The following is a 9,510-nucleotide window of genomic DNA, read 5'->3' as shown; positions in this document are numbered from 1 at the left end:
CAGGATAGGGCAGGGAACCGACGCCCGGTTCCCTGTGCCCCTCTCATCACTAGAAAGCTTTCATGCTACGTCTGATCCACACGGCTGACTGGCAACTCGGCAAACCCTATGGCCGCTTCGACCGCGATGTCCGTGCAGCACTCAGCGAAGCGCGCTTCGACGCGATCGATGCGATCGGCAAGGCGGCCGTCGAGCACGGGACGGCACATGTTCTCGTCGCAGGTGACGTCTTCGATACCGAGGGTCCGGAAGATCGCGTCATCGTCCAGGCCGTATCCCGGATGCAGCGTTACGCCTGCACATGGTGGCTGCTCCCCGGCAATCACGACTTCGCTCGTAACAGCGGCCTTTGGGACCGCGTGCGCGCCAAGGGTGCGACGAACATCCGCATCGTCACCGAGCCCGTACCATGTGAGCTTGAACCCGGGCATTGGCTCCTGCCGGCACCGCTGACGCATAGACATAATCTGGATGACCCGACGGCTGTGTTCGACGCGGTGGAGACGCCGGGGGCGACGCTTCGCATCGGCTTGGCCCATGGTTCGATCCGTGATTTCTCCGCGCGTGGCGAAGCGCAGAACCAGATAGCCCCGGATCGCGCCCAGCGTTCCAGCCTCGATTATCTCGCCCTCGGTGACTGGCACGGTGCAATACGGGTTAATGCACATACCTGGTATTCCGGCACACCGGAAACAGACCGGTTTCAGCGGGACGAGCCCGGATTTGCGCTTTTGGTGACGCTGGAACCAGGCGTGGAGCCCGTCGTCACGCCAATCCGTACTGGCAGGTTCCAGTGGCTGTTGCGGGACTGGACCGTGGCGGACGCGGAGGGGTTTGCCGCTGAAAGCGAGCGTCTTCTGGCGGGCACCGAACCATCGGTGACCCTGCTGAACCTGTCGCTGGCCGGCATCGTCAGCCTGTCTGACCGGATCTCGATCCTCGGACGGTTGGACAACGATCTACGCCATCGTCTGCGCCATCTGACGGTGGCTGCGGATGACCTCGTCGGTCGGCCGAGCGAGCAGGATCTGGCGGATCTCCAGGTTGAGGGGATGATCGGAACCTGCGCAGCAAAGCTGATGAGCATGATCGATGCCGGCGGCAGCGACGCTGTCACCGCCAAGCGGGCACTCGAGCGCCTGTTCGTGGAATATCAGCGCGGACGGGATGCAGCATGAGCCTCAAGATCCGGCGCATCGCGCTGTCCAATTTCCGCAAATTCCGCGATCCGTTCGTGCTCGACGGGCTTAGCGACGGCCTGAACGTCATTATCGAACCCAACGAGACGGGCAAGTCGACCCTGCTCGAGGCCATGCGCGCGGCATTCTTTATCCGCCACAACACGGCCAACCGGCTGGCGCGCAGCTATGCGCCACATGGCGAGGCGGTCGCGCCGCAGATCGAGATTGGCTTCGAAGCCAGGGGCGAGGCGTGGCAGGTCAACAAGCGCTTCCTGAAAGGGGCGTCCGTCGAGGTGCGTGGCCCGAGCGGCCGTGCCCAGGGCGAAGATGCCGAGGCACAGCTACTGGCTCTGCTTGGGGCCCGTCGTGATACGAGCCAAGCCGGCGACGTGGCCGCACACGGCGCGCTCGGATTGCTCTGGGTAGGGCAGGCGCAGGCACTCGAGGTCACGCCTCCCGGTGAGATTGTCCGCGACAGCGTGCGCGCGACGCTGGAAGCCGAGGTTGGTACCATCATGGGCGGTGCTGCCTATCAGCGTGTCCGGCCCCGGATCGACAGCCAGTTCGCAGACTATTGGACCAACACTGGTCGGCCTGGCGCTCGACAGTCGACAGCCCGTACCGAACATGATGCGGCCGAGCGGGCTGCAACCGAAGCCGCAACTAGGCTCGCCGCCCTCGAGCAGGGTTTCGCTGATCTTGAAGCTGCTCGGGCCAGGCTGAAGCTGTTGGATCGCGATCTTGCCGATACGGCGGATGCAGATCGGCGAAGGGTTCTGGTCGATCAGGTCGACGTCGCACGATCCGCGGCGCAATTGCGCGATACGCGGCGGGCCGAGCAAGGTCGCCTTGCGGACCAGGTCAAGGCTCTCGAGGAACTTACCGCGCGTCTGGTCGATGCCCGCAAGGCCGTCAGCAAGACGGTCGCAGAGCTTGCCAGCGCCTTCGAAAAGCGATCTGCCCTGGAAGAGGAATTGGCCAACGCGCGGGAGCGAGCGGGTACGGCGCGTGATCGGTTGGCGGCGGCCCGGGATACCCGGCGAAACGCCCATGCCGCGCTCGATGCTGCCGGCAGGCTGGTGGCCATCCAAGCACGCCATGTCGAGATCGCCCGAGCACGTCAGCGGCACGACGAACTACTGCCTCTTGGAGCGCAACTCGATGTGGCGCGCGAGCTTGGTAAGACGCTGATTCCACCCAACGTCATCAAGATGTTGGAGGAGCGCGAACGGGCCGTCGACAAGGCGCGTGCGGCCGTGGAGGCGGGTGCGACCCGGGTCGAGTTGACGGGCGATGTCAGCGGCGTTCAGATCGACGGCATGCCAGCGGAGCCTGGCGACCGGACGCTATCGCGTGAGACGCGCATTCAGCTTGGTGGCGCCATGCTGATCATCCGGCCGCCAGCAGAGCTACAGAGCGCCGAAACAGTGCTGGTCAACGCCCGCGACGATCTGAGCGCTGTACTGGCTGACCACGGGGTGGCGAGTGTCGCCGATGCGCGAACTCATAATGAGGCTGCACGAGATGCCGCTGCTAACGCCCGTACGCTCGAGGCGAAAATCGCCGGGATGACCCCAGCCGTGCCGCTGCTCGGGATCGCAGGTGGTGCTTCAGCCCTGAAGACTTTCGTAGCGGGATTGCACGAGAGCGCGGAAGGGGAGGGGAGTGAAGAGGGGCCAGACCTCGACGCATTGACGGCGATTGCGGCGGAAGCGGACTCCGCGCTTGCGAGAGCCGAGGGAGGCGATGAGGCAGCAGCGACGCACCTGCGCGAACTGGAAGCGCGCAATGCCCCTCTGATGGTTCAGGCAGCTGGCGCCGAGCGTGATGCCGCTAACGCCGAAGCACAGCTTGCTGCCCTTGAAGGCAAGTCTGAGGTCGCCGGTCTGGATGAAGCCCTGTCGGAGGCTCGTCAGCAAGAGGCGGCAGCGCTGGTCAGCCTGCAGGATGCCGAGCGGGCAGCGACGGCGCATGACGTCTCCGCGATCGAGCGGCAGATCGCCGTGTTGGACAAACGCGCCGAGGTTGCCCGGACGCAGCGTATCGATCTTGAGAAGGTGATCGCCGGGCTCGAGGCGCGGATCGAAGCCGAAGGGGGCAAGGGCCTCGCGGACCGCGCTGCGGTCTCGCGAGACGAAGCGGAGGCCGCGGCCGCTAACCTCGCGCGAGTGATGCAGGAGGCGGACACGTTGAAGCTTCTTCGCGATACGCTGGAAGGCACGCGTGCGGAGACGTCACGGACGTTCGTCGGTCCTGTAGCGCGCCGCGCGCGGCGCCATATCGAGAGACTTTTACCGGGCTGTGATCCGAGCTTCAGTGATGATCTGGGCCTGACATCTATTGTGCGCGGTGGTCTTGGCGAAAACTGCGGGGATCTCTCCCGGGGCACCCAGGAGCAGCTGGCCGTCCTGACCCGGCTTGCCTTTGCGGACATGCTGTTGGAGCAGGGCGTACCCGTGTCGCTGATCCTGGACGACCCGCTCGTCTATTCCGATGATAGCCGGCTCGATCTTATGACCGAGATTCTTACCGATGCAGCGACGCGGATGCAGGTCATTCTACTGACCTGTCGCGATCGTGCCTTCAGGCATCTCGGCAACCGCATAAACCTAACGGGAGTCGAGTAGCGGCGCAGAGCGGGACGTCTGTTTTGAGGCGAAACTGGTGGAAAGTCGCCTGTCCGCATTCGCGCGGCGAGCGGCATGAGTAGCCGTTCGTCCAGATGACGGGCAGCCGCCTAATCGCTAATTGCTCGCGCAATTACCTATTCCGTGCAGCTTCGGGACCGCGTCGCCTTCGGTCATAATAACGGGCACAATAGTGCCGTCGGTGCCGTAGCATACCCGGTCGATCGCAACCTGGCGCTCGCCCTTAAGCGGCGCTGGACCGGGGGGCTGGTCCCAACGATGATACACAATCAACCACTCATCCTGTGGTGTACGGACGAAGCTGTGGTGGCCCGGCCCTTGATGTCGCGTGTTGCTCGTCAGGATTGCGCCACGGTAGCGCCACGGGCCGATGGGGGAGGGCGCAGTTGCATAATGGACCGAGTAATCAGGGCCGTTCCAGTGACCGTGGCTGTACGAGAGATAATACACACCATTCCGCTCGTGCATGAACGCACCCTCGGTGAAATTGGGCGGCTGGTGTACCGGAACTTCGCGCGCGAGACTGACCAAGTCGCGACTGAGTTCCCAGATACGCAGCTTCGCGCCGGCACTGCCGCCGGCGTAGAGATAGGCCTTGCCGGACCGTGGGTCGACGAATGCCATCGGGTCGATCGCCTCGAATTCCCCGTTCGCCTGACGACCGCCGGTGACCAGTGGCCGTCCGCTGTCGCGGTACGGGCCCTGCGGTGCGTCCGCGACGGCAACACCGATCCGGCTCGGCGTAGGGTTCTGCGGTCCGACCGAATAATAAAGATACCATTTGCCGTCCCGTGTCGCAACGCCCGGCGCCCACAGGAAATGCGCCTTCGCGCCATCGTCGCCGATCCAGCGGATTTGATCGCGGCGCAGGATCTCGCCACGGGAGGTCCAAGTCTTGAGATCACGAGACGAGAAGGCACCGAACCGGTCCGCGGCCCAGCTTCCGCCCGGGCCGCCAGTCGGAAAGATCCACATTTCGCCATCGATCATCATCGCATGCGGGTCGGCGCCCTGGAACACTGGGTTGCGGGCGAGGCCTGCCGCGGCCGTTACCAGAGCGACACCGATTGTGCTTGCGATCCACGGTCCCCAACGCCGCGTCATTGCGCTGGCTGCCCGGAGTCGAGCACGAACAAGAGATCCAGGTCGGGCGCCACACTCGGCGCATCGTTGGTGGCGTACGAGGCCGACATAAGCGCGCCGAGCCCCAGCGTAGCGAAGAAAGCAATCCGCATGACAGTATCTCCTATGATCGCTGTGTCAGGTCAGGTCAGGTCAGAACCGAAACCGGACGCCGAGCGAGTAGGTACGCTCGAGATAGAAGATCTGGCGTGCGAACTGATCGCCGGCGTCATCGAACTGGCGATAGCGCCGGATCGGATTGCCCAGCACGTTAACGATGTCGAACGCCAGCGTGACGCTCGGAATCGGCGTGACCGTTGCGGACAGATCGAGTTGCCCGCGCGCCTTCTCGATCACCCCGCCAGTGCGTTGAGCGCCGTTGACGTCGACGTCGAGCGGCTCCTGGCTGTAATATTGAACGAAGTCCGAGCGGAAATTATACGCGATCCGCGCCGAAAAGAACGGCCGTTCGTACAGCCCGACCAGGTTGTAAGTCCATTTCGACACGCCGTTGAAGCGTTGCTGCTGACCGGCGACGTTGGGGGACGTCGCGAGCGTCGATGCGAGATCGCCCTTAGAATCGACGTAGGTGCCGTTCGCCTGCAAGCCGAAGCCCTTCGCCCAGTCAGGCAGTCCGTCAATGTCGAGGAAGCTGGTGAAGCCGACTTCGACACCCTGGAACCGCGTTGCGCCGGTGTTTTCGGGCCTGGTGAAGCGCACGCGACCGTAAGTCGGGTCGGTGGTGAAGACGGTCGTGTTCGAGATGAAGCCCTGCGCATCACGCCGGAAGATCGCACCGGTCAGCGAGCCGGTCCGTGAAAAATACCATTCGAGGCTCGCGTCGTAGTTGTTTGACGTCAACGGCGACAGGTTTGGGTTGCCGGCCGTGATATTGCGGGCGTTGCTGTTTGGATCGTTCGAGTTCGGCGGATTGTTCGGATCGATCGTCGGCGGCGATCCGACGGTCAGTGCGGGATTGAGGTCGAAGAAGTTCGGCCGGGTCCGCGTCTGCGTATAGGCGAGCCGCAACTGCAGTTCATCGGTGGCGGCAACGCGCGCGCTGACGTTGGGCAGGTAATCGGTGTATTCGTTCTTCGCGGTGATCGGGGTGATCACGAAATTCCCCGGCGTCTGTTCGTCGCGCAGGAAGCCGCTGATCTGATTTTTCGTGCGGACGGCCCGCAAACCGACCACGCCGTCGACGACGACGCTGCCGATGTCGAAGCCGTATTTGACTTGAGCATAGGCTGCCAGCGCCTTTTCGTTCGCGCGGAAATTCTCCGAGGGATTGAACTCCGGTCGTCCAGCCGGCGCACCGTAGAAGCTCCGCAACGCGACGAGATTATCGCGGATGCTGCTCGAGGGGATTGCGGTGAAAGTATGGATCGGCAGCGTGTTGTTATAGCCGAACCCGGCCAACGTGCTTTCGGTGCTGACCGGCAGCGCGGTGATGGGGATCTGAGCCGGCAAGTTGAAAATATAGGGCGCGCCGCGATCACGGTTGGCGTCGCGATCGTTGTAGCGAATGCCGAACTGCAGGCGCTTAAGCAGGCCCTCGCCGATGTCGTACTGGACGTCGAAGCGCGACTGGATGTCCTTGCCGCCGACCTTGGTATATTCCTGGAAGAAGCCGCGGCTGAGGTAATTCGCCGGATCGGTCAGGTTGAAGGTGCCCAGGTCGAAACTCGGACCACCGTCCGTTCCTGGCGACTCGAAGACGACGTTGCGGACCGGCGAACTGCGGAACGTGTAGTCGATATTGACCGCATCGAACGTGTAGGTGCTGTCGGTGTAGGCGATGTCTCCGGAAATCTGGAGATTGTCATGTTTCCAGATTGCGCCACCGCCAGCCTGATACGTGTTGGTCGTCCCGTTGGCCGATCCATAATAGCCATCCGGTGCGTTAGCGCCCGAAACCGTCGCGCTTTGCGCGACGTTTGCGTTGCCGGGGCGCGTGGCCACATTGTTCAGCTGGAAATCGGCGCCGCCGAAGTTCGGCACGAACATGAACCGGTTGGAATCGCGCCCACGATAACCTTGGTAGAGACCGTCGGCATAGATCTCGAGTTCCGGCGTTGGTTTCCATTGGAATGCGGCGTTGGCGGACGGCCGCCAGCGTCGACCATAGCCGAGGAAGAGCGACTGCGCGTCTGGATAGCGAACACCGCCGGTCGTGCCAGGCGCATTCACGGCATTAGTCGTCGCGACGACCAGCGATTGCTCGCGCGTTGAGTCCAGGAAATTGATGCCGACATAGGACGCGTTGACGAGCAGGCCCATCTCACCGATCCCGGTGTCCCAGCGGTCGCTGACGAGCAGATTGCCGTTCCAGGACATCTTGCCCGATTGTTGCCAGTTTACGCCGTTCAACGATCCCGACAGTTCGAAGCCGTTGAAGTCGAAGGGGCGACGGCCGCGGACGTTGACCTGGCCGCCGATGCCGCCTTCGATCAGGTTGGCAGTGCCGGATTTATAGACTTCCAGCGCTGCGACCGTGCCGGCAGGAAAATCCTGGATCTGGACGAAACGACCTTCGGCTGTGAAAATCTCGCGGCCATTATAGGTGGTGCTGAGATCGGGTAGGCCGCGCACCGTGACACCCGCCGACTCGCCGCCACCCCGCGTCACCTGCACACCCGACACGCGCGCGAGCGCGGACGACGCGAACGTGTCCGGCAGCTTGCCAATGTCTTCGGCGACAATCGCATCAACGATGCCGTCAGAATTGCGCTTGATCGCCTGCGCCGACTGAAGGCTGCGACGCAGGCCGGTAACTACGATCTCGCCGTCTCCCTCCGTAGGACTTTCCTGCAGCGATGGCTGCGGGGCGGCGGGGTTCGCGTTCTGATCGGAGGCGGTGGTCGGCTTGGGGAGATCCTGACCGCCCGCCCGAACTTCGGCCGTCGATCTGTCGGAGGTCTGCGCGCTGGCGGACGCTGTGGTAAGCAGCGCCATGGTGGCTACGGACGCGCAGAGAAGTGCCTTCGCTTTCATGTCTCTCTCCCCTTCAATGTCGATGGTTTTCCACGCGACCTGATTTCACGCTAAGACGATCCTACGGGGCTGGCAACCGTTTGTAGGACAATAACGAACAATTCTTCGGTTGGTTCTTGGTGATCCGGAGCGTGGCCAGCTAGGATGACCAAAGGCGCGGCGAACAGCGCTGCGGTGATGTGGCGCGTTGTTAAGTGAATGAACGAAACGACCGCTCAATAGGAGAGGACAACCAGTGAAACAACGCACTTCGAGGCAGATGCGGGATCGATCGGAAGGAGAAGTTTGCTCCGACAAGCCGCATCGGAGGATTTCGGTCGGAAGATCCGTCGCGCACATGAGGGCGCTGCCTCCCGTCCTGCTTGCCGCGATCGTCCTTTCAGCCAGCCCCGCCCAGGCACGGGGTCGCTGGACCGAGGGACAAGCCAAGGGATGGTATGCCGCGCAACCGTGGCTGGTCGGCGCAAACTATGCGCCCTCAACCGCGATCAACCAGCTCGAGATGTGGCAGGCGGCAACCTGGGATCCCAAGCGGATCGATTATGAGCTCGGCCTTGCGCAAGGCATCGGCATGAACACGATGCGCGTCTTTCTTCACGACCAGCTCTGGCAGCAGGACCCCGAGGGCTTCAAGCAGCGGATAGACGCGTTCCTGACGATGGCGCGGGCACACGGGATCAAGCCGTTGTTCGTCTTGTTCGACAGTTGCTGGGATCCGGATCCGAAACTCGGGCCGCAGCATCCGCCGATCCCCGGCGTACACAATTCAGGGTGGGTGCAGGGGCCGGGAATGCCAGGTCTACGCGATCGCACGCGCTATCCCGGCTACAAGTCGTATGTGCAGGGCGTGATCGGTGCGTTCGCCAAGGACGACCGGATCCTCGGCTGGGACGTCTGGAACGAGCCCGACAATGGTGCCGACCAGTATAAGGGGCAGGAGGGCAAGGAGCCGCTGGTTCGCGCACTGCTGGCGCAGGTGTTCGACTGGGCACGCGAGTCCGATCCGTCGCAGCCGCTGACCTCGGGCGTGTGGATCGGAAACGATTGGACGCCGGGCGGCAAGACCTCACCGATGGAAAAGCTTCAGCTTGCGCAATCGGACGTGGTGACATTCCACGATTATAGTTGGCCCGAGACGTTCGAGCGGCGGATCAGGCAGCTTCTGGCCTACGATCGTCCTGTAATCTGCACGGAGTATATGGCGCGTGGCAACGGCTCGACCTTTGACGGTTCGCTGCCGATTGGCAAGCGCTACAATGTCGGGATGATCAACTGGGGGTTCGTCGATGGCAAGACGCAGACGCGTCTACCCTGGGACAGCTGGCAGAAACCGTACGTGCTGGTCGAGCCGACGATCTGGTTTCACGAGGTGTTCCGGAACGACGGCACGCCGTATCGGCAGGCCGAGACCGATCTGATCCGTCGATCGAGTGCAGCGCCGAAGGGTGTCGTACCGGTGGCCCTTTCCGAAGTACCAGCGGTACGGCGCCAACGCTGAAGGCCTATGCAGTATCGCCTTCACATAGGAAGGCGATACTGCATTTTTATCAGTGATTGTCGCGCGG

The 9,510-nt window shown here is 62.9% G+C and carries 6 protein-coding genes; 3 read left to right on the top strand and 3 right to left on the bottom strand.

Annotated features, from left to right (window positions below):
- The first annotated feature begins 62 nt into the window (after window positions 1-62).
- Window positions 63-1,178 carry a metallophosphoesterase family protein gene (locus sphst_RS01665; protein WP_031393637.1) on the top strand — a complete coding sequence of 372 codons (1,116 nt, stop codon included), beginning with the start codon at window positions 63-65 and terminating at the stop codon, window positions 1,176-1,178.
- A complete protein-coding gene (locus sphst_RS01660; RefSeq protein WP_031393638.1) occupies window positions 1,175-3,808 on the top strand; it encodes an AAA family ATPase in 2,634 nt (877 codons plus the stop codon). The genes sphst_RS01665 and sphst_RS01660 overlap by 4 nt, the downstream gene beginning before the upstream one ends.
- A 117-nt stretch (window positions 3,809-3,925) precedes the next feature.
- On the opposite strand, the gene sphst_RS01655 is transcribed toward sphst_RS01660, so the two are convergent.
- Genes sphst_RS01655 through sphst_RS01650 form a run of 3 tightly spaced genes read right to left on the bottom strand, consistent with a single transcriptional unit; the run spans window position 3,926 to window position 7,945 of the window.
- Window positions 3,926-4,933, bottom strand: coding sequence for a family 43 glycosylhydrolase (locus tag sphst_RS01655; protein WP_051916310.1), 1,008 nt, complete (start codon window positions 4,931-4,933; stop codon window positions 3,926-3,928).
- Window positions 4,930-5,064: a hypothetical protein gene (locus sphst_RS21440; RefSeq protein ID WP_267895098.1), complete on the bottom strand. Its 135-nt coding sequence runs from the start codon at window positions 5,062-5,064 to the stop codon at window positions 4,930-4,932. Before sphst_RS21440 ends, sphst_RS01655 begins: the two co-directional genes overlap by 4 nt.
- 40 nt (window positions 5,065-5,104) lie before the next feature.
- Entirely contained in the window at window positions 5,105-7,945 is a 2,841-nt protein-coding gene (locus tag sphst_RS01650; protein ID WP_107045060.1) for a TonB-dependent receptor, read from the bottom strand.
- 337 nt (window positions 7,946-8,282) lie between these two features.
- Here sphst_RS01650 and sphst_RS01645 point away from each other — a divergent pair, with 337 nt between their 5' ends.
- Complete coding sequence (locus tag sphst_RS01645) at window positions 8,283-9,443, top strand: cellulase family glycosylhydrolase (RefSeq protein WP_107045059.1); 1,161 nt, start codon at window positions 8,283-8,285, stop codon at window positions 9,441-9,443.
- Window positions 9,444-9,510: the final 67 nt, after the last annotated feature.

Origin of the sequence: Sphingomonas sp. STIS6.2 (assembly GCF_000732685.2) — a bacterium.
In the GTDB taxonomy this organism is placed as follows: domain Bacteria; phylum Pseudomonadota; class Alphaproteobacteria; order Sphingomonadales; family Sphingomonadaceae; genus Sphingomonas; species Sphingomonas aerolata.
Note: the sequence above shows the minus strand (reverse complement) of the source record. Positions and strands in the feature narration are given on the sequence as shown.

What these genes read in the sequence shown, in the direction of transcription:
- sphst_RS01665 (WP_031393637.1), top strand. Translation starts at nt 63, where the DNA reads ATGCTACGTCTGATCCACACGGCTGACTGGCAACTCGGCAAACCCTAT.
- sphst_RS01660 (WP_031393638.1), top strand. Translation starts at nt 1,175, where the DNA reads ATGAGCCTCAAGATCCGGCGCATCGCGCTGTCCAATTTCCGCAAATTC.
- sphst_RS01655 (WP_051916310.1), bottom strand. Translation starts at nt 4,933, where the DNA reads ATGACGCGGCGTTGGGGACCGTGGATCGCAAGCACAATCGGTGTCGCT.
- sphst_RS21440 (WP_267895098.1), bottom strand. Translation starts at nt 5,064, where the DNA reads ATGCGGATTGCTTTCTTCGCTACGCTGGGGCTCGGCGCGCTTATGTCG.
- sphst_RS01650 (WP_107045060.1), bottom strand. Translation starts at nt 7,945, where the DNA reads ATGAAAGCGAAGGCACTTCTCTGCGCGTCCGTAGCCACCATGGCGCTG.
- sphst_RS01645 (WP_107045059.1), top strand. Translation starts at nt 8,283, where the DNA reads ATGAGGGCGCTGCCTCCCGTCCTGCTTGCCGCGATCGTCCTTTCAGCC.